This is a genomic window from Amycolatopsis bullii, from assembly GCF_014654205.1.
GTDB classification, from domain to species: Bacteria; Actinomycetota; Actinomycetes; order Mycobacteriales; family Pseudonocardiaceae; genus Amycolatopsis; species Amycolatopsis plumensis.
This window is the reverse complement of the sequence record NZ_BNAW01000065.1, coordinates 23,787-47,900: the sequence shown is the minus strand read 5'-3', so window position 1 is coordinate 47,900 and position 24,114 is coordinate 23,787. Positions and strand designations below refer to the sequence as shown.

The 24,114-nt window shown below is 72.1% G+C and carries 16 protein-coding genes and 1 pseudogene; 4 read left to right on the top strand and 13 right to left on the bottom strand.

The window, feature by feature from the left end:
- From IE317_RS40335 to IE317_RS40295, 9 genes and pseudogenes are all read right to left on the bottom strand, one after another.
- Positions 1–975 (bottom strand): annotated as a pseudogene (locus IE317_RS40335) (hypothetical protein); the annotation flags it as partial.
- Between the two features lie 8 nt (positions 976–983).
- A complete protein-coding gene (locus IE317_RS40330; RefSeq protein ID WP_191316639.1) occupies positions 984–1,454 on the bottom strand; it encodes a hypothetical protein in 471 nt (156 codons plus the stop codon).
- 11 nt (positions 1,455–1,465) lie between these two features.
- On the bottom strand, positions 1,466–2,308 hold the full coding sequence (locus IE317_RS40325) for an ESX secretion-associated protein EspG (RefSeq protein ID WP_191316638.1): 843 nt from the start codon (positions 2,306–2,308) through the stop codon (positions 1,466–1,468).
- A gap of 729 nt (positions 2,309–3,037) precedes the next feature.
- A complete protein-coding gene (locus IE317_RS40320; protein ID WP_191316637.1) occupies positions 3,038–4,270 on the bottom strand; it encodes an HNH endonuclease signature motif containing protein in 1,233 nt (410 codons plus the stop codon).
- A 73-nt stretch (positions 4,271–4,343) separates the two neighbouring features.
- A complete protein-coding gene (locus IE317_RS40315) occupies positions 4,344–5,012 on the bottom strand; it encodes a flavin reductase family protein (protein ID WP_191316636.1) in 669 nt (222 codons plus the stop codon).
- 98 nt (positions 5,013–5,110) lie between these two features.
- A complete protein-coding gene (locus IE317_RS40310) occupies positions 5,111–5,923 on the bottom strand; it encodes an FAD binding domain-containing protein (protein WP_191316635.1) in 813 nt (270 codons plus the stop codon).
- Complete coding sequence (locus IE317_RS40305) at positions 5,920–6,390, bottom strand: (2Fe-2S)-binding protein (RefSeq protein ID WP_191316634.1); 471 nt, start codon at positions 6,388–6,390, stop codon at positions 5,920–5,922. The genes IE317_RS40310 and IE317_RS40305 overlap by 4 nt, the downstream gene beginning before the upstream one ends.
- Entirely contained in the window at positions 6,387–8,651 is a 2,265-nt protein-coding gene (locus tag IE317_RS40300; RefSeq protein WP_191316633.1) for a xanthine dehydrogenase family protein molybdopterin-binding subunit, read from the bottom strand. Before IE317_RS40300 ends, IE317_RS40305 begins: the two co-directional genes overlap by 4 nt.
- 29 nt (positions 8,652–8,680) lie before the next feature.
- Positions 8,681–9,436, bottom strand: coding sequence for a sulfite exporter TauE/SafE family protein (locus tag IE317_RS40295; protein WP_191316632.1), 756 nt, complete (start codon positions 9,434–9,436; stop codon positions 8,681–8,683).
- 93 nt (positions 9,437–9,529) lie between these two features.
- On the opposite strand from IE317_RS40295, the gene IE317_RS40290 reads away from it, so the two are divergent.
- The 3 genes from IE317_RS40290 to IE317_RS40280 all read left to right on the top strand — a co-directional run bounded on the left by IE317_RS40290 (position 9,530) and on the right by IE317_RS40280 (position 14,387).
- Complete coding sequence (locus IE317_RS40290) at positions 9,530–10,114, top strand: dihydrofolate reductase family protein (protein WP_191316631.1); 585 nt, start codon at positions 9,530–9,532, stop codon at positions 10,112–10,114.
- 118 nt (positions 10,115–10,232) lie between these two features.
- Positions 10,233–13,247: a discoidin domain-containing protein gene (locus IE317_RS40285; protein ID WP_191316630.1), complete on the top strand. Its 3,015-nt coding sequence runs from the start codon at positions 10,233–10,235 to the stop codon at positions 13,245–13,247.
- Between the two features lie 93 nt (positions 13,248–13,340).
- Positions 13,341–14,387: a LacI family DNA-binding transcriptional regulator gene (locus tag IE317_RS40280; protein WP_191316629.1), complete on the top strand. Its 1,047-nt coding sequence runs from the start codon at positions 13,341–13,343 to the stop codon at positions 14,385–14,387.
- Here IE317_RS40280 and IE317_RS40275 read toward each other — a convergent pair.
- Both IE317_RS40275 and IE317_RS40270 read right to left on the bottom strand, forming a co-directional pair.
- Positions 14,330–17,260, bottom strand: coding sequence for a glycoside hydrolase family 3 C-terminal domain-containing protein (locus IE317_RS40275; RefSeq protein WP_191316628.1), 2,931 nt, complete (start codon positions 17,258–17,260; stop codon positions 14,330–14,332). The genes IE317_RS40280 and IE317_RS40275 overlap by 58 nt on opposite strands.
- Complete coding sequence (locus IE317_RS40270; protein ID WP_191316627.1) at positions 17,257–18,963, bottom strand: discoidin domain-containing protein; 1,707 nt, start codon at positions 18,961–18,963, stop codon at positions 17,257–17,259. The genes IE317_RS40275 and IE317_RS40270 overlap by 4 nt, the downstream gene beginning before the upstream one ends.
- A gap of 461 nt (positions 18,964–19,424) precedes the next feature.
- Between IE317_RS40270 and IE317_RS40265 the strand changes: the two genes are divergently transcribed.
- Complete coding sequence (locus tag IE317_RS40265) at positions 19,425–21,638, top strand: discoidin domain-containing protein (RefSeq protein WP_191316626.1); 2,214 nt, start codon at positions 19,425–19,427, stop codon at positions 21,636–21,638.
- On the opposite strand, the gene IE317_RS40260 is transcribed toward IE317_RS40265, so the two are convergent.
- Entirely contained in the window at positions 21,540–23,075 is a 1,536-nt protein-coding gene (locus IE317_RS40260) for an FAD-dependent monooxygenase (RefSeq protein WP_191316625.1), read from the bottom strand. The genes IE317_RS40265 and IE317_RS40260 overlap by 99 nt on opposite strands.
- Positions 23,072–24,034 carry an MBL fold metallo-hydrolase gene (locus IE317_RS40255; RefSeq protein WP_191316624.1) on the bottom strand — a complete coding sequence of 321 codons (963 nt, stop codon included), beginning with the start codon at positions 24,032–24,034 and terminating at the stop codon, positions 23,072–23,074. Before IE317_RS40255 ends, IE317_RS40260 begins: the two co-directional genes overlap by 4 nt.
- Between the last annotated feature and the right edge of the window lie 80 nt (positions 24,035–24,114).

Below are 24,114 nucleotides of genomic sequence, written 5' to 3'. Positions count from 1 at the left end.
GTCGATCGGGGTCTGCGGGGTCACGCCGTCCATCGCGGTCCGCGCCATCAGCGGCTGCTGCGCGCCGCCCGCGCCGGCGCCGCCCCCGGCGGCCACGCCCTGCCTGGTCGCGGTGGCGGTCGGCAGCTTCGGCGGGGCCGGGAACCGCGGGGTGGCCACCGCGCCGCCGATGGTCTCGTCGTACTGCGTCATGATCTGCGCGGCGTGCTCCCGCGCGGCCTGCTGCGCCCGGTAGGTCTGCATGGCTTCGCCCGCGGCCGCCGCGTACTGGATCGGGTCGGTCATCGACATCAGGCGCTGGTTGGTCGCCTGCAGGTCGAACTGCACCGGCGGGTTCGCGGCCATCTGCCGCTGGGTCTCGTTGAGCGCCTGGGAGTGGATCTCCTGCTGGCGGCCGGCGAGCGTGGCGCCCTGCGCGGTGGCGCCGAGCCACTTCCCGACGCCGGCGAGGTGCTCGCGGACGGCGTCACCGGCGTCGCCCTGCCAGTTGTCCGTGCTCGCGCTGATCGCGTCGGCCAGCGTCTTCTGGTGGGTGCCGAGGTCGTTGCCGACCCGCACCCACTCTTCCGAGGTCTCCGCGACGGTCGCCGGGTTGGCGTCCTGCGTGATGACCTCGTTCATCTGTTCGTGGCTGGCGTTGTTCCACAGGGTGCGCGGCGCCCCGCCGTTCTCCCGCATGGTGAGGCCCTCGTCGAGGCCGTGCTTGGCGTCGTTGAGGTGCTGCTGGTAGAGCTCCTGGATCTTCTTGTCGCGCAGCACCGGGTCGACGACCGGGCCGAGCCAGCCGGCCCGGATCTCGTCGTCGATCTGCTTCGTGGCCATCTCGCGGATCTCGTCGCCCGAGGGTGACTTGTCCGTGGTCAGCGGCCCGACGTAGTACTTCGACGACGAATCGGCGGTCACGTCGTAGAGCGGACTGCGCGGGTCGTAGTCCGGCGACGACGGGTCCGAGACGGACTCGGCGGTGGGTGCCACGGTCTCCCTCAGCTCTGGTCGGCGGTCGGGAGCGAGGTCAGCGTCGTGCGCGTGGTCTCTTCCCGGGACTTGTAGTTCTTCTTGGCCAGCTTGATGGCTTCGATGTAGGTCGGGAACTCCTGCCGCGCGGCCTGCAGCTGGGTGACCAGGCCGTGGTCGTCGGCGGCGGTGCTGACCATGTGCGCGGACACCCACTGCCCGGTGGCGGTCCGGCTCATGGCCGGCGCGTCGTGCAGCCGCTGCAGGTTCGCCCAGCGCTGCTCGAGCGACTCGAGCACGCCTTCGAGCGCCTCGATCAGCTGGTTGCCGGTGGTGTCGTCGATGGCGAAACCGCCGCTCTGGGCCAGCCGCTTCAGCTGTGCCCCGGCGAGCCCGACCCGCACCGCGGCCATCGCCTTGGCCTCGGGGGCCGCGGCCGACTGCAGTTGCTGGGTGGCCTGCAGAGCCTGGGCCACCGCCGCGGTCTCTTCGGTCGTCATCAGTCCCCCGTTCAGTAGACAGCCGCGATTGCGTCGCGGATGGCGCGCGCGAGATCGGCCCGCCCGGCGGGCACGTAGTCGGCGGTGAGTTCGCCGCCCTCGCCGGTCCGGGTGTGCACGAGGTACCGGCCATCGGCGGTGTCGAGCCAGCTCAGCGGCTGACCGGCGAGCCGCTCACCCCGCCGTCCCTGAGCGCTGACGGCGATGTGCCCCCCACCCAGCCGAGGTTCGGCCAGCACCCGTTCGAGCACGGCGACATCGGAGGGTTTCGGAGCCGGCGGCCGCCGCCCGGGCCGCACGACGGCCTTGACCTCGATCATCCCGAAGGCATCGGTCTCTTCTTCGTCGAACTCGGCGTCGGCGATCCGCTTCGCGGTCATGGCGGACATCTTTTGCCCGGCGGCCCGGTGCACGGTGTGCCGCCCGGTGCTGGCGGCGGGAGCGGGCGGAAGCACCCCGGTGACGACCTCGACGAGGTCCTCGTCGGCGAAGAGGGAGAAGAGCAGTTCATCGGTGTCCGGAGCCTGCGTGATCCCGAGCGCTTGAGCACCGTCGCTGACGACGAGAACGGCCACATCGGCCCCCAGCCCGTCGATCCCGCTCACGGCGACCGAAACGCGAGGTTCGGCGAGCAGCTCGAAGGCGGTCCGGACGCCAGGGTGCAGCTCACCGGAGACGGACAGCCGCCGTTCCTCGAGCGCGTCGTAGACCTGCCGCGCGAGGCCCACGAACCGCACGGGATCGCTGGGCAGGTTCCCGGCCCGGAGCGGATACCGCCGGACATCGCCCCCGGTAGCCCGCCCGACGACGAGCGCTTCGAAGACCTCGAGGACGAACTCGAACCGCTCCGCCATTTCCCCTCGCCGGATCCTTTTCGTCAAACCTTCAAGCAAGTTCCTTGATGAACATTAGCAGTGCGGCAGGGGTGGGCGTCGGGACCGCCACCCGGATGCCCGAAAGACCACGATCCCCTGGACCAGGCGGGCAAGAACCCCGGGAGCGAGAAGGGGGCTTGGTCCAGGAGGGGCTGAGGTGCGGGGCGGTTGTTCGGCCGCGAGACGGGATTCAGCCTGGTGGGCGACTTGCGCGGGGATGGCTCGGGTGTACGGGCCGGGGTCGGCGGCTACTCGCTCGGCTTGGATGCGGCTCGGGAGGAGGCCGTTGCCGCGGATTCCGCATCGGCAGCTTGCCACGACGGCGATCGCGGCGGCGGCGCGGTGGTCGCGATGGCGGGCGGCAGCGGTGGCCGGGAGCGGTGGCCGAGAGCATGGCCGCGGCGGCGCTCGTGGCGACGGTGGCAGCGGCACAGCGGCGGCAATCGTGGCGGCGGCCGTGGCGATTGTGGCGGCGGTGGCGGACGCGATCGGGGCGGTGTTGGTGGCGGCGATTGTGGCGCCGGCGCGGCGGTGGGGTGCGGATTGGCAACAGCAATGGTGGTAGCCGCCGTCGTGGTAGACAGCGGGCGGCGAGTTTCCGTTCGGCCAGAGCCATCCACTTCCGCTGTGCACTGCAAGCCGCCGGTTCGACGTTTGGTGGGTGTGGGTGTAGGCCCGTAGCCGTGTGGCTGCGGGCCTTTCCCATGTTCATGCTGCGAAGGGCAGCGGTTCGTGCAGGTTGTTGCGCCGAGGTTTTCGGCGGCGGTCGATGAACACCGGCGGAAGGAACTCCGGCAAACCATCGGCCGCAATGCGGACTTCCCACCCTGATCGGTGCAGCAACCGGTGATGGTGGGCGCACATCAACACCAGGTTGCTCAGGTCGGTCGGGCCGCCATCTGCCCAGTGGTGGATGTGGTGGCCTTGGCAGTGGCGGGGTGGCCGATGGCAGCCCGGGAACGCGCAACCCCGGTCCCGCAGGAACAACGCCCGCCGCAACCCCGCGGAAATCAGGCGGCGCAGGCGGCCGAGATTGAGCGGTTCGCTCTTCGCCCCGAGGACCGCGGGGATGACCATGGCGTCGCAGGCATGCACCCGCGCCTCGGCAGCCGAGATCGTGCCGGTGTCGCCGAGGGTGGCCGTCCCAACTCCGGACTTCAGATCCTCAAGGGAGACCGCGACCATCACGTGGGCTCGTTCCCCAGCCTGCATTGGCAAATCCGGAGAGTTCAACGCCAGGTCGACCGCGTCGGAGAAAGCATCCCCGTACCGCTGGGGCAGGGTCCGCAGGTCGGGACCCTCATCACCGGTCCGGCGCTCGGCCAGAGCATCCAACAACGCACTGGCGCGGGTGCCGGTCTCGTCATCGAACCGGCCGCTCAACTCCCAGAACCCGGATCGCTTGCGCCGCAGGAACAGTTCCCGGGTCGGCGCCGCTGGTTCGGTGTCGGCGGGTTCAGAACCGTCGGGGTTCAGGTGGGCGAGGATGCGGGCGCCGAGCGCGGCGACCTGCTTGTGCCCGGCCTCGGCAGCAAAAGAGACAAGGTGGGTCTCGGCGCTTTCCCGGTGTTCCACAGGAACCTCGGCCAGCACACCGGTGATCACGTCGATCATCGAATTGCTCAACTGCCCAGTCAGGGCAGCAGCACCGGTGGCGGGCGCCAAAGCAGGGATGGGGCTGCCGTCGAGGTTACGGCCCGGGTTGAGCAAACGGGCTCGTTTCACCAACCGTTCAGCAGCAGCCTTGGGAATATCGGCAAGCTGTTCCAGCAGCCGCGCAACAGAGCGATACCCGAACACCTCCATCACCCCGCGCTGCTCGATCTCCACCAGCAACGCCCCAAGCCCCGCTTCAGCAGACCGCATGCACGCGACGAACTCCCCGATACGGTCGGCAAAAGCCACCGCCTCGGAGGAACAAACAGCCGCGTTGTCGGACATAACCCAAGATTACCGAGATTCGAACACACGTCATCACTCGATCAGGTGTGTCCACAAGCGACTCAGAACACTTTCAGGAAGCAACCCGCCGAGCCCGTTCGATATCCGGACCACGGTACAACCGCTCAGGAATCCGGGCCAGAGTAGACGGATGCACCTGCTCCCCCAGCCCGTAAAACTTCTGGAAACTCATGATCAACGGCCGCCAGGCGTCCGGATCGATGCGGTCCTCGCTGCCCGCCAGCCGGATCGAATCGTGGACGAACACGCGCTGCACCCGGACCTCGAACGAAACCACTCCGCCGTCGTCCCCGACCGGGTGCACCGCCTCGACGACGACCTCCATCGCCACCGGGCACTCCGCGACCCGCGGCGGTCCGACCGTCGAAGACGCCACCGGGGTCAATCCGGCGCGCCCGAACTTGTCCGCCACGTGGAAGTACCCACGCTCCCGCTTCCCGTCGGGCACCGGATCGGACCCGGTCGTCAGCGCCAGCCGGTCGACGACGGCGGCCATCGACGACGATGGCAGGTTCAGGACGCCTTCCCGGGTGCGCAGCAGGTTCTGCGCCGTCCGGGACCGGACGCCGAGGCCGAGCACCGCCCGCCACCCGAGCCAGAACGCCGATGACATCGGCGCGAGGTTGGCCGAGCCGTCCTCGTTCGTGCTGGAGATCAACACCACCGGTGTACCGAAATACAGGATTCCCGGCTCGATGGCCGTGTGCGCAACAGTTTCCACGCCTTCGATCCTGCCGTCCACACGGGACCCCCCGCTGGCGGGAATCGGCCATCGCGATCACCCGGGGGCGGCACCGGCGCAGTGCCGCCCCCGGGTGATCAACGAGCGGCCTGCGCCAGCGCCCGCCGCGTCAAAACCCGCGCGAGGTGGCGCCGGTACTCCGCCGTCGCGTGGGGCTCGTCCGGGGGGTTCGTCCCTTCGGCCGCCAACGCCGCCGCGTCCTCGATCGACGCTCCCGCCGCCAGGGCCTCCTCCGTGGCCGTGGCCCGCAGCGGTACCCCGCCCATGTTGACCAGGCCGACGCGGCCACCCGTGACCGTCACGCCGACCATCGCCCAGTCGATCGCGCGGCGGGTGAACTTCTCGAAGCCCCAGCCCGTCCCCGTCTGGGCCGGGAGGCGGATCTCCGTCAGCAGCTCCGCCGGCTCCAGCGGGGTCGTGAACGGGCCGAGGAAGAACTCCGCCGCCGGGATGCGGCGCTCGCCCTCCGGGCCGCGGGCCACCAGGACCGCGTCCGAGGCCAGGACCGCCGCCGGGAGGTCCGCCGCCGCATCCGCGTGCACCAGGGAACCGCCGATCGTGCCGCGGTGGCGGACCTGGCGGTCGCCCACTTCGGCGGACACGTGCGCCAGCAGCGGGGCGTGCTCCAGCAGCACCGGGTCGCGCGCCAGCGAGCTGTAGCGGGACAACGCGCCGATGACGACCTCGCCGCCCTCCAGGCGGACGTACCGCAGCTCGTCGAGCGCGGCGATGTCCACCAGGTACTCCGGTGCGGCCAGGCGGAGCTTCATCAGCGGCAGCAGGGAATGCCCGCCCGCCAGCACCTTCGCGTCGTCGCCGTGCGATGCGAGCAGCGAGAGCGCCTCGTCCACAGTGGACGCCCGCAGGTACTGGAACGAAGCCGGGATCACCGGTCCACCTCCTGCCCCGACGCGTCGATCACGGCGCTGACGATGTTGTGGTACCCCGTGCAGCGGCAGAGGTTGCCCTCGAGCCCGGCGCGGACCTCGTCGCGCGTCGGCTTCGGGTTGTCGGCCAGCAGCGACACCGACGCCATGATCATCCCCGGCGTGCAGAACCCGCACTGCAGGCCGTGCTGCTCCTGGAACGCCCGCTGCACCGGGTGCAGCGAACCGTCCGGAGAGGACAGTCCCTCGACGGTGGTGACGGCGTGCCCGTCGGCCTGCGCGGCCAGCACCGTGCACGACTTGACCGACTCGCCGTCGAGCAGCACCGTGCAGGCGCCGCACGACGTCGTGTCGCAGCCGACGTTCGTGGCGGTGAGGCCGGCCGTGTCGCGCAGGAAGTGCACCAGCAGCGTCCGGTCCGCCACCTCCTCGGTCAGCGACCGCCCGTTGACCTCGATCGAGACCTTCACTGCGCGCTTCCCTTCCGAGCTTCTTCCAATGCCGCCCAGACCCGGATCGGGGTCGTGGGCATGTCCAGGTGCCGGACGCCGCGGGCCGCAAGCGCGTCCACCACCGCGTTGTGCACGGCCGGTGTCGAACCGATCGTCGCCGCTTCGCCGATCCCCTTGACGCCGAGCAGGTTCCGGTCGGTCGGGGTGGCCATGTCGACCAGCTCGAAGTCCGGCAGCTCGGCGGCGGTGACGAACGAGTAGTCCGCCAGCGTCGCGGTCGTCGGGTTGGCGTCGTCGTCGTAGGTGACGACCTCCATGAGCGCCTGCGCCGCGCCCTGGCCGAGGCCGCCGTGGCGCTGGCCGCGGAAGGTCAGCGGGTTGACGATCGGGCCGGCGTCGTCGACGGCGACGATCCGGCGCAGCCGGACCTTGCCGGTCTCGGTGTCGACCTCGACGACGGCGAGGTGCGCGCCGAACGGGAACGTCGGCGTGCCGCCGCCGAACCAGACGTCGGCCGAGAGCTTGCCCTCACCCGCGGTCTCGACGACCTGCGCCCAGCTGAGCACGGTGCTCGACGGCGCGCCGCGGACCTGCCAGACGCCGCGCTCGGTGTCCAGTTCGAGGTCGTCCGGCGCCGCTTCCAGGAGGTCGGCCGCCAGCTCGCGGGCCTGGGCGAGCACCTCGTCGGCGGCCTGCCGGATCGCCGAGCCGCCCAGCTGCAGCGAGCGGGAGCCGAACGTGCCGACCGCCTTCGGCACCTCGTCGGTGTCGCCGTGCCGGACGGTGATCTTGTCGAGGGGGACGCCGAGCTGGTCCGACAGCAGCATCGCCAGTGACGTGCCGAGCCCTTGCCCGTGCGGCGAACTGCCGGTCCACGCGACGACCGAGCCGTCCGGTTCGATGTCGACCCGGCCGCTCTCGCCGGCGCCGTCGCCGCCGGTGATCTCGACGTAGGCGGCGATGCCCAGGCCCAGCTCGACCGGGTCGCCCGCCTCGCGCCGGCGCCGCTGCTCGGCCCGCAGTTCCGCGTACCCGGCCGCTTCGAGGACCTTGTCCAGCGCCGCCGCGTACTCCCCGGTGTCGTAGGACGCCCCGGTAGGCGACTGGTACGGGAACTCCTCCGGCCGGATGAAGTTGACCCGGCGGACCTCGGCCGGGTCCAGGCCGATCTCGGCGGCGAAGCGGTCCATCGCCCGTTCGACCGCGGCCGTCGCCTCCGGGCGGCCGGCGCCGCGGTAGGCCCCGATCGGCGTCGTGGTCGTGACGACCGCCCGGCTGCGGGTCTCCACGCGCGGGAACCGGTAGACGCCGACGGCCATCAGCTCGGTCAGCGTCGGCAGCATCAGCAACCGCGGGTACGCGCCGGCGTCCTGGACGACGTCGAGGCGGTACGCCAGCACCGTGCCGTCGCGTTTCCCGCCGATGGTCACGGTGTTCTGCTGGGCCCGGCCGTGCGTCATCGCGGTGAGGTTCTCGCTGCGCGACTCGACCCAGCGCACACCCCGGCCGAGCTGCTTGGCGGCCCAGCCGAGCACGGTCGCCTCGGGGTCCGCGCCGATCTTCGCGCCGAACCCGCCGCCGACGTCCGGCGCGATCACCCGCACCGCCTCTTCGCCGACGCCGAGGCTCGCCGCGAGCTGGCCGCGGGCCATCTGGGCGTTCTGCGTGGACAGCCAGGCCGTCAGCCTGCCGTCCTCGCCCCACACGCAGGCCGCGCCCCGCACTTCCAGCGGCGCGGGCGCGACGCGCTGGTTGAGGATGGTCTGGGTGACGACGACTTCGCAGTCTTCGAAGATCGCGTCGTCGAACTCCGCGGCGCCGTGGACCTGCACGATGTTGCTGCCGTGCGCCGGGAACAGCAGCGTCTCGCCCGCCAGGGCCGCGTCGATGGTCGCGACGGCTTGGAGCGGCTCGTAGTCGACGTCGACCAGCTCGGCCGCGTCGGCCAGCTGGTAGCGCTCTTCGGTGACGACGAGCGCGACCGGTTCGCCGACGTAGCGCACCACGTCCCCGGCCAGCCACGGCTCCGGCAGCGGCCCCGCCGGGTGCGGGGCGAGCCCGAGGTCCGCGGCGGTGAACACGCCGAGCACGCCCGGCGCCTCCTTCGCCGCGCTCACGTCGATGCCGCCGATCCGCGCGTGCGCGATCGGACTTCGGACGAAGACCGCGTGCGCGGCCCCGGAAAGCGCTTCCGCCCGCAGATCGTCCACGTACGTGCCGCCCGCGGTGATCAGATTCCGGTCCTCCCGGCGGACCACCCTGGTCCCGACAATGCTCATCTGGTCTCCTGCTCGCCGATACCCGCCGATCATGCCCGCAGGGCGAGCACGACCGCCAGGCCCAGACCGCCCAACCCGATCCCGATCCGCAGCGGCGTCGCCGGCAACCGGCGCACGAGCACCGAGCCCAGCCACGAGCCGCCGAGTGAGCCGAGGCAGACGGCGAGCGCGGCCGGCCAGACGACCTTGCCGGTGACCGAGAAGACGATCGCGGCGAGCAGGTTCGCCGAGCCGGTGATCAGGTTCTTCGCCGCGTTCGTCCGGGCCAGCGGCTGGCTCCACACCGTGACCAGCAGCGCGAGCATGAGCACCCCCGCGGCGGCGCCGAAGTAGCCGCCGTAGACACCGATGAAGAACGCGATCACGCCGGTCGCCGGGCTGAGGCCGTGGTGCTCGGTGCCTTCGGCCAGCCGGCGCAGCCGCGGCCCGGCCATCAGCACCAGCGACGCCCCGCCGATCAGCCACGGCACGATGGCGGTGAACGCGTCGGACGGCGTCAGCAGCAGGACGAACCCGCCGCACGCGCCCCCGACCGTGGTGATGACGCAGAGCGGGACGAGCCGCCGCCGCTGCCCGGCCAGTTCGGGACGCGCCCCGGCCGCGGCGCCCACGGTGGTGCCGAGCATGGCCACGGTGTTGGTGACGTTGGCGGTCACCGGCGCCAGCCCGGCGGCGAGCAGCGCCGGGTAGGACACCAGCGACGCGAGCCCGGCGGTCGCCCCGGTCAGGCCGGCCCCGACCCCGGCCAGCACGAGCAGGAGCAGCACCCACGGGTCGATGATCACGTTGTCATCTCACCACGCCGCCGCGGCTGTCGATCCGGGCCGCCGCCGTTCGTATGGGCGGTGACACGCCACCCGCTGCGGAAGGACCCCTCCATGCGTTCCCTCACCGTCACCATGAGCGTCACCCTCGACGGCGTCGTGCAGGGCCTCGGCCGTCCCGACGAGGACACCCGCGGCGGCTTCCGCCACGGCGGGTGGGGCACCCGCTACCAGGACGACGTCATGGCCGAGGAGATGGGCCGGGGCATGAGCCGCCCCGGCGACCTGCTGTTCGGCCGCCGCACCTGGCAGGACTTCACCGCCGCCTGGAGCCGGCGCGACGACGGGAACCCGTTCACCACGCACATGAACGCCGCCACGAAGTACGTCGTCTCGACGACCCTCGACGACGCCGAGGCCTGGGAGAACTCGGTCCTGCTGCGGGGCGACGCCGCGGAAACCGTGGCCGAGCTGAAGGGACGGCCCGGCCGGGACCTGTCGGTCATCGGCAGCGCTTCGCTGGTGCGGGCCCTGCACGCCGCCGGCCTGGTCGACCGGTTCACCCTCCTGGTGCACCCGCTGACCCTCGGCTCCGGAGCCCGGCTCTTCGGCGACGGCCCGCTCACGGAATTCGCCCTCACCGGCTGCGTCCCGACGACCAAGGGCGTGCTGATCGCGCACTACGATCGCCAGGTATAGGGCGTTATACGACGGTGTTGTCCGAAACCGGACGGAATCCCCCGGCGGGCTTGCCCGCCGGAACGGGGACCACCCAAAATCCGCGCTGACAAGGTTGTCAACGAGCGGAGGCCGGGGCATGGGCGAGCTGGACCGGCGGCAGGCGCTCCGCCTGCTGGGCGCGGGCGGAGCGGCGGCCGCGCTGGCCTCGGGGTTGCTCCCGGGGCTCGCCCGGGCGGCCGGGGGCGGCCCGCCCGATCCGGTCGCCGCGACCTACCTGCGCGTGCTGCTGCGGCACACGCGCTGGGCCGAGCAGCAGTTCGACAGCGTCGACGGCACCTACCCGGCCCGGGACTTCACCTTCGCCGTCGTGCTCGGCAACGCCGTGCTGCTCACCCGCGACGGTTACGACGCCACGGTCGCCGGCGTCGACCGGGAGACGCTCCGCACGCACACCCTCGCCACGATCCGGCGGTTCGCCGCGTCGAACCGGCTGGCCGGCGGCACCGAGTGGGGCCGGAAGCTGTTCTTCGACACCACCTTCCAGTCGTACTTCGTGCTCGCCGCCCGTCTCTTGTGGACGGACCTCGACGACACGACCCGGCAGCACGTCGAGCGGATCACCGCCGGGCAGGCCGCCTACACCACCGCGCTCGGCACCGGCGACGACCCGGACTCGGGCAGCTGGACGCCGCACGGGCTGCTCGGCGGCCACGTCGGCGACACGAAGCTCGAAGAGATGGGCGTCTACGCCCAGTCGCTGGCCCCCGCGCTCGCGTGGGCTCCGGCGGACCCGCGGGCGGGCGGGTGGCGGGCCGCCTTCGGCGCCTGGAGCCGCAACGAAGCCGGGCTGCCCGCCGCCGACCTGGCCAACCCGCGGCTCGTCGACGGCCGTCCGATCAGCGAAAACACCGCCACGAACCTCTACGACAGTTTCCTCGTCGAGAACCACGGGTCGTTCGGCCCGCACTACCAGGAGGAACTCTGGCGGACGTCCGGCCGCAACGCGATGCACTTCCTCGCCGCCGGCACGCCGCTGCCGGAGGTGCTCACCGCGCAGCCGAACGGTGAACTGCTCTGGCGCACCATGCTGCTGATGACCAGCGACGCCGGCGAGCCGCTGATGCCGATGGTCGCCGACCGCGAGCACCTCTACGGCCGCGACGTCATCCCGCTGGCCTTCCGCGCCCAGGTGCTCGGCGACCGCCACGCCGCCCGCGCCGAAGCCGACCTCGCCGCCCGCCTCGAGCCCTACCAGGCCTACGCGCCCGCCGACCGGATCACGAAGTTCTCCGGCGAACCGAAGTACGAGCCGGAGGCCCGCGCCGAACTCGCCATCAGCTACCTGCTGCACGAATGGCGGGCGCAGCAAGGTCCGGTCGTCCCGGTGACCCGGCAGGAGTTCGACGCGCACGCCGCCGGGGCCGCCGACTTCGGCCCCGGCCCGGGCCTGCTGGCCCACCGCTCCCCCGCCGCCTGGGCGGCCACCGTGACCAAGCCCGGCTTCGTCAAGTTCGCCTGGCAGCCGCACCACGACGACTGGCTGTTCGTGCTCGGCGGCGCGAACCCGATGCTGCTGCCGTCGACGAACCTCGCGGTCCGGGAACGGCACGCCACGACGTACGCGAAGATCCGCGACGGCTTCGACGGCACCGTCGGCGTCCTCCGCTTCGACACCGGGTACGCCGCCTTCGCCACGCTCCCCACCGGCGCCGCGGTGTACGCCAGCACCGGCGTCGCCGAGGGCGAAGGCGTGCTGAACGTCCACAACCTGAGCATGCCCGGCGTGCCGGGCCTCGACGGCGACCGCACCTACACCGCCGTCGAAGGCAGCGTCACCCTCAAGGCCCCGACCCCCGGCGTCCGGACCGACGACCTCACGTTCGCCCCGGTCACCGCGCGGTACGTCCGCATGCTCGGCGTCCGGCCCGACCCGCAGTACGGCTATTCGCTGTGGGCCTTCGAGGTCCGCGACGGCGAGGGGCCGGACCTCGCGCGCGGCGGCACGGCGTCGGCGTCTTCGGCGAGCCCCGGCAAGGAGGCGAAGTACGCCGTCGACGGCGACGCCACCACCCGCTGGGCAGTGTCCACTTCGGACCGGCCGCGCGCGGACAGCTGGCTCGCGGTCGACCTCGGCGCGCCGCGGACGGTCGACCGCGTCCGGCTGAGCTGGGAAGCGGCCGCCGGCCGCCAGTACCGCGTCGAAACGTCACCGGACGGCGTGGCCTGGACGACCGCGGCGACCTACCCGGTGCCCGCGCTCAGCAGCACGAAAGGCCGGCTGGACATCGACGGCCGCGCCGGGATCACGGTGGCGGGCCCGAATCCGATCACCGTCACCGCTGACCGCGTCACGCTCTCCGACGGCCCGCCCGCGCCCTTCGTCGCCGAGCTGTACCCCGGACCCGCGAAGGCGAGCGGCCGGGTGACGGCCGGCGCGGCCGAAGCCACCGTCACCGACGGTTTCCTCGTGCTGCTCAACCTCTCCGGCGCCGCGGTGACCGGCACCGCGACCCTCCCGGGCGACCGCGGCACCCGCCGGCTCTACCGCGGCGAGCAGACCGTCACCCGGACCGGCACGGAGTTCTCCTACGCCCTCGCCGCCGCGGAGGGCCGCATCGAACCGCCGCGGTTCACGCTGACCGGGCCGGCCGGGGTGAAGGCGGTCGTCCGCGACGCGAGCCGGGTCGAGCTCACCGCCCCGGCCGGGCTGCTGCCGGTGCTGGTCACGGTGACCCCGGACGGCGGGCGCGCGCGGCCGGTGCTGCTGCCGCCGCGCCGGACCGTGCCGGTCGTCTTCGGTGACGTCCGCCCGTACCCGCTGGCCGATCGCGCGCTCGGGCGGACCACGTTCCCCGCCGAGCCGCTGCCGCCGGGGATGTCGAGCCCGGCCGCGGCCGTCGACGACGACCCGGCGACGGCGTGGCGGCCGGGCCCCGGCGGCCGGATGGTGGTCGATTTCGGGGCGGTGCTGGAGGTTTCGGCGGTCGAGCTGGCCTGGACCCGCGGCCGCGTCCCCGCCGCGGCCGTCGAAACCAGCGTCGACGGCGTCACCTACGCGACGGCGGACACCGGGCCGGCCCGGTACGTGGCGGTCCGGACGCGCTGGAAGCCCGGCGACGCGAGCCTCGTCCGGCTGTCGGTCCGCACTTGATCGATCTCGGACACCCCGCGGCGGGCCCGCGGGCGAGTACCTTGGCACCACGGAGGCACCACGGAGCTTTCCACCGCCCGATCGGGAGGACGGATGCGCGTCACGATCGCCGAGGTCGCCCGCCGCGCCCGGGTGAGCAAGACGACCGTGTCGCGGGTGCTCAACAACAAGGCCGACGTGGACGCGGCGACCGCGATCCGGGTGCGCGAGGTGATCGCCGCGACCGGGTACATCCCCAGCGCCGGGGCGGTCGGGCTGGCCCGCGGCGTGACGCGCACGGTCGGGATGCTGGTGCCGGGCCTGACCTGGCCGTGGATGGGTGAGGTGCTGCAGGGCGTCGCCGACGTCGTGGAGTCGAAGGGCTACGGCCTGCTGCTGTCCACCGCCAACCGCGGCGCCGACTCCCTCGGCGAGTTCTCGCGCCAGGTGTCGGCGAAGGCGTTCGACGGCCTGCTGCTGGTGGAACCTCCGGACGCGGTCCGGCACCTGCGTGTGCTGCACGACTCCGGGCTGCCGGTGGTGGTGATCGACGACCGCGGCCGCCGTCCCGCCTTCCCGTCGGTGGGCACGGACAACCGGCAGGGCGGCGCGGCCGCGGCCCGCCACCTCCTGGCCACCGGCCGCACCCGGTTCGCCACCGTCACCGGGCCGCACGACTTCGGCTGCACCGCCGACCGGCTCAACGGCTTCAACGAGGCCGTCCTCGACGCCGGCCTGACCCTCGACCCGCGGCTGATCATCGAAGGCGACTTCACGAGCGAAAGCGGCGAGGCGGCCATCCGCCAGCTCCTCGAAACCGGCCCGGAGTTCGACGCGGTCTTCGCGCACAACGACCTCACCGCGGCGGGCGTGCTGGCCGGCCTGCGCAAGGCGGGCCGCGCGGTGCCGGAGGACGTCGCCGTGGTCGGCTTCGACGACATCCCCCTGGCCGCGCACACCCAGCCGCCGCTCACCACGATCCGCCAGCCGCTGCGGCAGATGGGCGAGACGGCGGCCGGGCTGCTGCTGGACCGCCTGGCCGGCGCACCGGCCCCGGACGGCCCGCTGATCGTCCCGACCGAGCTGGTCGTCCGGGAGTCGACTCAGGAGACGGTCAGTGTCGCCGACAGCGGGACGCTGCGCGACGAGTCACCGACGTAGACGCGGTACTGGCCCGCGTTCGCCGTCCACGAGCCGGTCCAGTGCGCCAGGTCCCGCGGCGTGAGCGGGAACGACACCTGAGCGCTCTGCCCCGGGTTCAGTGCCACCTTCTTGAACCCCTTCAGCTGCTTCGGCGGCTCGCCGTTTCCGGCCGGCTGGCCGACGTACAGCTGCACGACGTCCGCACCCGCGCGGCTGCCGGTGTTGGTCACCGTGGCCGTCACGGTCGCCGTGCCGTTCGTCCCCTGCGGCGTCACGACCAGGTTCGAGAACCCGAACGTCGTGTACGAGAGCCCGAAGCCGAACGGGAACAGCGGCTCGATGGTGCGGCTGTCGTACCAGCGGTAGCCGACGTCGAGGCCTTCGGAGTACTCGATCCGGTCGTTCGCGCCCGGGAACTGCTGGACGTTCGCGGTCGGCAGGTCGGCGATCTGCTTCGGGAAGCTGATAGGCAGCTTGCCCGAGGGGTTGACGTCGCCGTAGAGCAGCGACGCCAGCGCGTTGCCGTTCTCCTGGCCCGGGTACCAGCCCTCGATGACCGCGGCGACCTTGCCCAGCCACGGCATGGTCACCGCCGAGCCGGTGTTGAGGACGACGACCGTGCGCGGGTTGGCCGAGGCCACGGCGTCGATCAGGTCGTTCTGCTGGTGCTGCAGATCGATCGTGTCGAGGTCCTGCGTCTCGGACTCGCCGTAGCTGGCGAACACGATCGCGACGTCCGCGGTGCGAGCCGCCGCGACCGCGCCCGGGATGTCCGGCGTCTGCACGTGCTCGCCTGCGCCGTCCACATAGGACACCGTGACGCCGGAGCCGGCCCGGGCCCTGATGCCGTCGATCGGGCTGACCGACGCCGGTGACGGGTTGACCTTGGCGCTGCCGCCGCCGATGTTCTGCGGGTCGATGCCGTCGCCGCCGGACAGCGCGATCGACTTCACCGCCGGACCCAGCGGCAGCACACCGGTGTTCTTGAGCAGCACCGACCCGGCCGCGGCGACGTCCCTCGCCGTGGCCACGTTCGCCGCGTTCGTCACGACCGACTGCGGAGTACCGCGCCGGGCGCGGTCGAACACGCCGAACTTGAACATCTGGGTCAGCACCCGCCGGACCATGTCGTCGACGCGCGCCTGCGTGACTTCACCGCGCGAGACGGCGTCGAGCAGGCCCTGGCCGAAGAACGCGCCGCCGGGCATCTCCATGTCGAGCCCGCCGTTGGCCAGCTGCCGCGGGCCGCCGGTCGCCGAACCCCAGTCCGAGCCGACGAACCCTCCCCAGCCGGCGTCCTGCTTGATCGCCGTGGTGAGCACGCCGCTGTTCTGGCACGCCGGGACGCCGTTGATCTGGTTGTAGGCGCACATCATCGACGCGACCTGGCCCTGGCTCGCCACCTGCTGGAACGCCGGCAGGTACAGCTCGTGCAGCGTCCGGTCGTCGATGATGACGTTGTCCGACGGCGTCCCGCGCGACGCCCCGGCCTCGACATTGTAGGCCGCCGCGTGCTTGGCCTGCGCCATCACGCCCTGGCTCTGGATGCCCTGGATCGTCGAGGTCCCCGCGGCACCCGCGAGGTACGGATCTTCGCTGTAGGTCTCGAAGTTGCGGCCCCAGCGCGGGTCGCGGACCAGGTTGATCGTCGGGCCGAGGGCGATGTCGACGCCCTTGCCGGCGAACTCGGCGCCCATCGCGCTGCCGTAGCGGTTCAGCAGCGCGGTGTCCCAGGTCGCGGCGGCCGACACCGGGGCCGGGAACTGGGTGACGCCGTCGAGGCCGTCGCCGACCCCGGCCGGGCCGTCCTGCAGGCCGAGCGCCGGGACGCACAGCTCCGGCACGGCGTCGGTGTTGCCGATGTACGGCCCGGTCGCGCCGTTGCCGTGCAGCACCTTCACCTTCTGCTGCGGGGTCATCACGGCCATGAGCTGGTTGACGCGGTCCGCGACCGGTGCCGTCGAGCCCACCCACGGGCAGCCACCCGGGTTGGTCGGCGTGGTCGTCGGCGGGCCGCTGTCACTCGTGTGCACCGCGAACTCCCACAGCGAGACACCCCACTGGGTCGCCCGGGCCGTGGCGTTCAGCCGGACGTATCGGGCCGTGCCGGACACCGCGGGGTGCTCGGTGCCGCCCGCGCCGGTCACGGTCGCCGCCGTCGTCCACGACGAGCCGTTGGCCGACAGCTGGATCGTGTACGCACTCGCGTACGCCGCCTCCCACGTCAGGTCCACGCCGCACACCGGACGGGAGCTGCCGAGGTCGACCTGGAGCCACTGCGGGTCCGCGGCCAGGCTCGACCAGCGGGTCCCGCCGTCGCCGTCGAACGCCGCGCTCGCCGGGAACGCGTCCGACTGCACGCTCGACGCCGTCGCGGGTTGCCGCAGCGCGGCGTTCGCGCTGCCGCACGCCTGCGCGGTGCCGTCGCCGTAGACCTGGAACTCCCACAGCGACACGCCCCACTGGGTCGCGCGCTGGGTCGTGGTCAGGCGGACGTACCGGCCGGTGCCGGACACCGGCAGCGTCTGCGTGCCGCCGGTGCCCGTCGTCGTCGAATACACGGTGGACCATTCGCTGCCGTCGGCCGACGCCTGGATAGTGAAGGCCTTCGCGTAGGCCGACTCCCACTGGAGCACGACCTGGTTGAGCGTGTGCGATCCGCCGAGGTCGACCTGCAGCGTCTGCGGGTCGGCGGCCAGGCTCGACCAGCGGGTGCCCGGGTCGCCGTCCACCGCGGCCGTAGCCGGGAAGGCGGCGTTCTCGGTGGAGGACGCGGTCACCGCGCGGCCCTGCGAGAGCAGGACCGGCGCGGCTTGCGCGGTGAACAGCGGTGCCGTCAGCAACCCGGCGGCGACCACCGCGCCCGTGACGAGCGCGAGCCGTCGCCTCACTGGTAGACCCGCACGTAGTCGATCACCATGTCCTGCGGGAGCACGGTGCCCGCTCCCGGCGGCCCGGGGAAGTCCCCGCCGATGGCGTTGTTGAGGATCAGGAAGAACGGGTGGTCGTAGACCCACGGCCCGCGCGTGCTCTCGACCGTGTCCCGGTTGATCGTCTCGAACGCGTTCCCGTCGACGTAGAAGGTCATGTGGTTCGCGTCCCAGTCGAGGCCGAACCTGTGGAACCCGGCCGAGACGTCCTGGCCGAGGTCGTACGGCTGGCCGATGCCGCCGGCGCCGTTGTACGCCGGAGCGTGGATGGTCGAGTAGGCCAGGTTCGGCGACTTACCGACGTGCTCCATGATGTCGATCTCGCCGCAGTTCGGCCACGGCGTGCCGCTGAAGAAGTTGGCACCCAGCAGCCAGAACGCGGGCCACAGCCCCTGCGTGCCGGACACCTTGATGTTCGCCTCGACGTGCCCGTAGGTGAAGCTGAACTTGCCCGCGGTGTTGATCCGGCCGGAGGTGTACTGACAGGTGCCGCTGCCGCTGATCGGGTCGACCGGGCAGGCGCTGCCCGGGGTGGCTTCGCGGCGGACCTGGATGACGAGGTTGCCGCGGCCGTCCTGCTTGGCGTTGTTGTTGTTCGTGTAGTACTCGAGCTCGTTGTTGACGCCGGGGCCGGTCTCGGCGGTCCACTTGCTCGGATCGGGGTTGGCACCGGCGGCGCCGTTGAACTCGTCGCTCCAGACCAGCGTGCCCGGGAAGTGCGGGGCCGGCGGCGCGGGCGGCGGCGTCGTCGGGTTGCCGCCGGTGCCGTAGACGTCGAAGCCCCACAGCGAGTAGCCGTAACCGTTGGAGCGGGCGGTGCCGTACATCCGGACGTACCGGCCGGAGCCGTTGACGGTGAGCGTCTCCTTGAAGCCCTTGCCGCTCGTGGTCGAGTAGATCGAGGTCCAGTTCGCGTTGTCGTTCGACACCTGCAGCTGGTAGGCGACGGCGTAGGCCGGGTCCCACTGCAGGACGACCTGGTGGATCGTCGCGGGCGCGCCGAGGTCGACGGTGATCCACCCCGGGTCGACCCAGCCGGTCGTCGCGCTGGTCGCCCAGCGCGTGGCCGGGTCGTGGTCGAACGCCTTGGCCGGGAGGCAGCCGGGGCAGTTGCCGTCGTCCTGGTACGAGGACGCCTGACCGGACCTGCCGTAGGACAGCAGGACGTCACCGGGCTGCGTGGTGCCGCCCCCGCCGTAGACCTGGAACTCCCACAGCGAGTAGCCGTACTGCGTCGCGCGCTGGGTGCCGGTGAGCCGGACGTACCGGCCGCTGCCGGTCACGTTCAGCGTTTGGTTGCCACCGGTCGCGGTGGTGGTCGAGTAGAGGGACGTCCAGGTGGCGCCGTCGGCGGACGCCTGGATGGTGAACGCCTTCGCGTAGGCGGCTTCCCAGTTCAGCACGACCTGGGACAGCTGCTGGGTCGAGCCGAGGTCGACCTGCAGGGACTGCGGGTCGCTGAAGCCGCTGGACCAGCGGGTCCCGGGGTCGCCGTCGACGGCGGCGGACGCCGGGAACGCGGCGGATTCGGACGAGGACGCCGTCACCGGACGGCCTTGGGAGAGCAGGACGGGCGCGGCCTGCGCCACCGGCGCGGTGAACAGGGCGGCCAGGGTCAGGACGAGGACGGTGAGCACCCGGCTCCTCGGCATGCGGCGTTGCATGGGGCACCTCCACGGCGAACCGGCGCCGGGGCGGCCTTGCCCCGGCGCAGTCCGGCTCACGTGGTCTCCGGCGCGGGTGTGGGCCCGGCCGTCGGCACGCTTAGTTCAAGCTATAAATAAAGAGTCGTAAAATGTCAACGGCACTGCGCCGGACGGTCGTGGGACTGGGCCGGGCGAAGGAATCCGCGCCGGCCCCTTGACGCCGCCGAAGTCCGCGCTGTTAACTGCCAACTCACCGACGGAACCGGTTCCGTGACCGCCAACCGGGACGGCTCCGCCGCGACACACCCCCTTCGGGCTGACTGGTTCGCGCTCCTCGCACCACCCGGTACCGCTCCTCCGGCTCACGGCGCCGGGCGGGTGCCCGGGACGCGGACCCGCCGCACCACCCGAGCCGGCGCGAGCTGTGGGGCTCGCCCGGCCCGTTTCGCACGCCCTCCCCCCGATCAGCAGGCAGGCCGATGAGATCACCGACGTTCTCCCCTGTTCACCGTCTCCTCGTCATCGCGACCACCTTGGTCACCGCGGCCACCACCGCGGCGGTGGTCGGCTCCGCGCCGGCCCAGGCCGCCGCGTGCGGGACCACCAACCTCGCGCAGGGCCACCCCGCCACCGCGTCCTCGACCGAGAACGGCGGGACACCCGCGTCCGCCGCGGTCGACGGCAACACCGGGACGCGCTGGTCCAGCGCGTTCAGCGACCCGCAGTGGCTGCAGGTCGACCTGGGCTCCGCGCAGCAGCTCTGCGACGTGGCGCTCACCTGGGAAGCCGCGTACGCGAAAGCGTTCTCCGTCCAGCTGTCCTCGGACGCGAACACCTGGACGACCGCGTACTCGACCACCACCGGCACCGGCGGCACGCAGACCGTGCCCCTCACCGGGACCGCGCGCTACCTGCGGGTCTACGGCACCCAGCGGGCCACCGGCTACGGCTACTCGCTCTGGGAAGTGGCCGTGCACGGCACCGGCGGCGGGACCACCATCCCGCCGACCGACCCGCGCAACCCGGACCTCGGGCCGAACGTGTCGGTGTTCGACCCCTCGACCCCGGCCGCGACGATCCAGAACCGGCTGACGCAGATCGCGAACCAGCAGCACACCAACCAGTTCGGCAACGAGCGGTACGCCGTGCTGTTCAAGCCCGGCACGTACACCGCCGACGTCAACCTCGGGTTCTACGAGCAGGTGGCGGGCCTGGGCCTGTCTCCCGACGACGTCAACCTGAACGGCCACGTCCGCGTCGAGGCGGATTGGCTGCAGCAGGGCGACAACCCGAACAACAAGGGCAACGCGACGCAGAACTTCTGGCGGTCGGCGGAAAACCTGTCGGTGACCCTGCCGGCCGGGCAGGTCGAACGCTGGGCGGTCGCGCAGGCCGCGCCCTACCGGCGGATGCACCTGCGGGGCAGCCAGATCCAGCTGTGGAACGGCGGTGACGGCTGGGCCAGTGGTGGCCTGATCGCCGACAGCAAGATCAACGGTGTCGCCGTTTCCGGTTCGCAGCAGCAGTTCCTGACCCGCAACAGCGAGCTCGGCGGCTGGCAGGGCGGCGTCTGGAACATGGTGTTCGTCGGCTCGACCGGCACCCCGCCGGCGTCGTTCCCGAACCCGCCGGAGACGGTCGTCGGGCAGACCCCGGTGGTCCGCGAGAAGCCGTTCCTGTACGTCGACGGCTCGGGCAGCTACAACGTGTTCGTCCCGGCGCTGCGGCAGAACTCGCAGGGCACGAGCTGGGGCCACGGCACCCCGGCCGGGCAGTCGATCTCGCTCAGCGAGTTCTACGTCGCGCACCCGTCCGACTCGGCCGCGACGATCAACGCGGCGCTGGCGGCGGGCAAGAACCTGCTCGTGACGCCGGGCGTGTACCACCTCGACCAGGCGCTGAACGTCACGCGCCCGGACACCGTGGTGCTCGGTCTCGGCCTGGCCACCCTGATGCCCACCAACGGGACCGCGGCCATCACGACGTCCGATGTGGACGGCGTGAAGATCGCGGGCCTGCTGATCGACGCGGGCGCGGTGAACTCGCCGGTGCTCGTGCAGGTCGGCCCGCCGGGGTCGAACGCCAACCACGCGGCCGACCCGACGTCGCTGCACGACGTCTTCTTCCGGATCGGCGGCGCGGCCGTCGGGAAGGCCACGCAGACGCTGGTGGTCAACTCGAACAACGTCATCGGCGACCACATGTGGCTGTGGCGCGGCGACCACTCGTTCGGCGTCGGCTGGAACGTCAACACCGCGGCCAACGGCCTGGTCGTCAACGGCGCGAACGTGACGATGTACGGCCTGTTCGTCGAGCACTACCAGCAGTACGAGGTGCTCTGGAACGGCAACGGTGGCCGGACGTACTTCTTCCAGAACGAGATGCCGTACGACCCGCCGGACCAGGCGTCCTGGTCCAGCGGCGGCGGACGGCAGGGCTGGGCGGCGTACAAGGTGGCCGACTCGGTGACCAGCCACGAAGGCTGGGGCCTGGGCAGCTACTGCTTCTTCAACACCAACCCGTCCATCGTGGCCAGTCATTCGTTCGAGGTGCCGGTCAACTCCGGGGTCCGGTTCCACAACCTCGTGTCGGTGTCACTCGGCGGCGTGGGCACGATCGCCCACGTCATCAACGACTCGGGTGACGCCGCGAACACCGGGCACCAGGTGAGCCCGCTCGTCTCCTACCCGTAGGACCGCGGCGACGTACGCGTCCGGGCGGACCAGCCAGGCTTCGCCCGGGCGCGCACCCAGCGCCCCGCCCACCGGGATGTCGGCCGACCGCAGCCCTTCGGCCCGCACCCCCGGGGTCGTCAGCAGGAGAAACCCCTGCCGCGCCAGGTCCCGCAATCGTCCACTCGCGACGGTGACGTCCGGGAGCAGCACGCCCGGCCCCGGCGGGGGCACCGCGCCCCGCGGGGGCCGTCCCGCGAACGGCCGGTCCGGATCGGGCGTGGTCAACGGCGAATCCACGTACCAGAACGGTTCCGCCAGCCGGCCCGAGTCGACCTGTTCGCACGCGGCGCGGTCGTGGGCCGCGCGCGCCAGGACGTCCCGCCGGCGCCGGTGCTGTTCCTCGTCCCGGGGCACCAGGAACTCCATGGTGGCGGTGGTGACGGCCGCGTTCTCGACCGCCGCCGCGTAACGCTCGGTGTGGTAGCTCTCCAGCAGTTCTTCCCCCGCGTCGCCGCGCAGGACAGCGGCCAGCTTCCAGGCCGCGTTCTCCGCGTCGGCCACGCCGGAGTTGAGCCCGCGCGCCCCGAACGGCGCGACCAGGTGCGCGCAGTCCCCGGCCAGCAGCACGCGGCCGACGCGCATCCGGCCGACGAGCCGCGTGTGGAAGCGGTACACCGACCGCCAGAGCACCTCGTACGGCGCCGAACCGATGATCGCCCGGATCCGCGCCTCCATCGCCCCGCCCGACTCCTCGGCCGCGAGGTCGTAGTCCTCGGGGACCTGCCAGTCGATGCGGAACCGCGAGCCCGGGCACGGGTGGATGAGCACCTGGCGGCCCGGGTTCCACGGCGGGTCGAAGTAGAAGCGCCGTTCGGCCGCCCAGCCCGGCAGGTCCGCGCGGATGTCGCAGATCAGGAACAGGTGCCGGAACGACACGCCGTCGAGCCGCTGGCCGAGCGCGCGCCGGACGGCGTCGCCGCGCGCGCCGGCGCAGGCGATCGCGTAGTCGGCTTCGATCCGGCGTGTTCCATCCGCCGTTGCGCATTCGACCACCACACGGCCCGGCTGGGTCAGGCCGGTGACGCGGTGGCCGCGGCGCACGTCGATCAGCGGCTGCCGCGCGATCAGCTCGTCCAGGACCTCCTCGACGCGGGCCTGCGACAAGTTGACGAACGGCGGCAACGCGGAGCCGCCGTCCGGCAGCTTCAGGGAGAACAGCTCGGCGTCCCGGTGGAACGTCCGCGCGGTCGTCCACGTGAGGCCTTCCTCGGCGAGGCAGCCCGCGCCGAGCGACGCCCAGACGTCCAAGGTGTCCCGCTGGTGGCAGATGGCCTTGGAGCCCACGGGATCGCGCCGGTCGTGTTCGTCGACGAGCACCACCGGTACGCCCCAGCGCGCCAGCAGCAGCGCGGCCGTCTGGCCGACCGGGCCGCTGCCCAGGACGGCGACCCTCATCCTTGGAGCTGGTCCCAGACTTCGCGGTCGCGCTCGGCCGTCCACACCACCGGCCGCTCGATCCCGGACAGCTCGTCCCACAGCCGCGAGACGTCGAAGGGCAGGCAGTGCTCGAAGATCGGCCAATGGCCGTACCGGCCGGCCAAGGCCGCGTGGGTGCGCTCGAAGGCCTCCTTGAGCGTGCCGCCGGCGTCGTGGACGGCCCCGACCTCGCGGAGCATCGTGGTGAGGAAGTGCCGGGTCTGCGCGATGGCGGCGTCGACCGCCTCGCGGCCGCGGCTGACCCCGCCGCGGCCGCCGATCAGGGTCTCGGCCCCGAAGGCGGCCACTCGGTCCAAAGTGGACGACGCCCACTCCCGGTGGAACGCGTCGCCGGTGTACAGCGCGGCTTCGGCTTCGACGAGGTCGCCGGCGTAGAGGATCTTCCGGCGCGGCAGCCAGGCGACGAGGTCGCCTTCGGTGTGGCCGCGGCCGCAGTACTGGAGCACGAGGTCGCCGCGCTCGCCGCCGAGGTCGATGGTGAGCCGGTCGGAGAAGGTCAGCGTCGGCCAGGTCAGCCCCGGCACCGATTCGGCGCCCTTCGCCAGCCGCGGCATCCGGCCGAACTCGCTCTCCCAGTCCTCCTTGCCGCGCTCGGCGACCAGCGCGCGCGTGTTCTCGTGCGCGACGATCACGTCGGCGTCGAAGGCGGACGCGCCCAGCACGCGCACGGCGTGGTAGTGGCTCAGGACCAGGTACCGCACGGGCTTGTCGGTGTGCTCGCGCAGCTTCGCGAGCCACTCTCCGGCGGCGACCGGCGTGGCCAGCGCTTCGAAGCAGACGAGGAAGTCCTCGCCTTCGATGGCGCCGATGTTCGGGTCGCCCTCGGCGGTCAGCGCGTAGACGCCGTCCGCGAGGACCTCCAGGGTCTGCGCTTTCTCCGCCAAGTCGGCCGAAGAGGCGAAGGCTTTCTTCGTCACGGCGAGCGCTCCTTGATCGTCAAAGGATTGACCATCCGGGTCAGGCTAGCCCGCCGGACCGCCGTGGGAAACCCTTCTTC

Coding starts and splice junctions, on each gene's coding strand:
- IE317_RS40265 (WP_191316626.1), top strand. CDS start 19,425: ATGAGATCACCGACGTTCTCCCCTGTTCACCGTCTCCTCGTCATCGCG.
- IE317_RS40270 (WP_191316627.1), bottom strand. CDS start 18,963: ATGCAACGCCGCATGCCGAGGAGCCGGGTGCTCACCGTCCTCGTCCTG.
- IE317_RS40290 (WP_191316631.1), top strand. CDS start 9,530: ATGCGTTCCCTCACCGTCACCATGAGCGTCACCCTCGACGGCGTCGTG.
- IE317_RS40260 (WP_191316625.1), bottom strand. CDS start 23,075: ATGAGGGTCGCCGTCCTGGGCAGCGGCCCGGTCGGCCAGACGGCCGCG.
- IE317_RS40285 (WP_191316630.1), top strand. CDS start 10,233: ATGGGCGAGCTGGACCGGCGGCAGGCGCTCCGCCTGCTGGGCGCGGGC.
- IE317_RS40320 (WP_191316637.1), bottom strand. CDS start 4,270: ATGTCCGACAACGCGGCTGTTTGTTCCTCCGAGGCGGTGGCTTTTGCC.
- IE317_RS40330 (WP_191316639.1), bottom strand. CDS start 1,454: ATGACGACCGAAGAGACCGCGGCGGTGGCCCAGGCTCTGCAGGCCACC.
- IE317_RS40300 (WP_191316633.1), bottom strand. CDS start 8,651: ATGAGCATTGTCGGGACCAGGGTGGTCCGCCGGGAGGACCGGAATCTG.
- IE317_RS40280 (WP_191316629.1), top strand. CDS start 13,341: ATGCGCGTCACGATCGCCGAGGTCGCCCGCCGCGCCCGGGTGAGCAAG.
- IE317_RS40325 (WP_191316638.1), bottom strand. CDS start 2,308: ATGGCGGAGCGGTTCGAGTTCGTCCTCGAGGTCTTCGAAGCGCTCGTC.